The sequence below is a fragment of the Mesorhizobium sp. M2A.F.Ca.ET.037.01.1.1 genome, from assembly GCF_003998075.1.
In the GTDB taxonomy this organism is placed as follows: Bacteria; Pseudomonadota; Alphaproteobacteria; order Rhizobiales; family Rhizobiaceae; genus Mesorhizobium.
In genome coordinates this window covers 1-935 of record NZ_RZSA01001530.1, presented here as the reverse complement: position 1 = coordinate 935, position 935 = coordinate 1, and the positions used below count along the sequence as shown (strand labels likewise).

Annotated in this window: 1 protein-coding gene; it reads left to right on the top strand. The window is 67.3% G+C overall.

The window, feature by feature from the left end:
- The first annotated feature begins 250 nt into the window (after positions 1 to 250).
- The gene (locus EOA27_RS38135) at positions 251 to 832 is read left to right on the top strand and encodes a histidine phosphatase family protein (protein ID WP_126079313.1); all 582 of its coding nucleotides are present in this window, start codon (positions 251 to 253) and stop codon (positions 830 to 832) included.
- Positions 833 to 935: the final 103 nt, after the last annotated feature.

Genomic DNA, 935 nt, shown 5'->3' with positions numbered 1-935 from the left:
CCATCGTCGTGGCGCGCTGGGAAGGCGAGCTCGACCAGAAGCAATTCGCCGCCGCCATGGCCGGCCAGTTGCCGGAAGAGGCGGATCTCGCGCTGTCCGGCGGCCTGCTGCCGGCCGAGTGACAGGCAAGTTAGGCATCCCTCCCAAGCCTGTGCAGGCCGCGGCTCAGCCGCGGCCTGTTCTTTTTGCCGGCCGCCGCATACGGTGCGCGAGCCGGATTCCCGGCGAAATAGTCAGCCGAGGGCGGTCAATGAGCAGCGCGTATCCCGAGATCTATCTTGTCCGTCATGGCGAGACCGAATGGAGCCTCTCGGGCAGGCATACCGGCCGCACCGACATCCCTTTGACGGCAAAAGGCGATGAGGCTGCGCGCGGTGTGGCCGAGCGGCTCAAGGGCCTGACCTTCCAGGCGGTCTGGTCGAGCCCGTCGCAGCGCGCCTTCGACACCTGCCGCCTGGCCGGCTTCGGTGAGGGCGCGGTCAAGAAGCCGGACCTGCAGGAATGGGATTATGGCGCTTACGAGGGCGTGACGACCAAGGAAATCCTGTCGAAGCGCCCCGGCTGGCAATTGTTCCGCGACGGCTGTCCTGACGGCGAGACGGCGGCCGATGTCGGCGCCCGCGCCGACGCGATCATCGCCGGGCTGCGTGCGATTGCCGGCAATGTGCTCATCTTCTCCAGCTCGCATTTCCTGCGTGTTCTCGCGGCGCGCTGGGTCGGCCTGCCGCCCGAAGGCGGCGAGCATTTCGTGCTCGACACCGCGAGCCTCAGCATCCTCGGCTACGAGCACGACCTGACGGAGCCGGTCATCCGGCGGTGGAACCAGAAATAACGAGCGCGACTCCCCCTCATCCGGCCGCTTCGCGGCCACCTTCTCCCCGAGGGGAGAAGAGGTTGGCGCCGGCGCTTACCTGCCTCTTATCCACATCTGCGAG

What these genes read in the sequence shown, in the direction of transcription:
- EOA27_RS38135 (WP_126079313.1), top strand. Translation starts at nt 251, where the DNA reads ATGAGCAGCGCGTATCCCGAGATCTATCTTGTCCGTCATGGCGAGACC.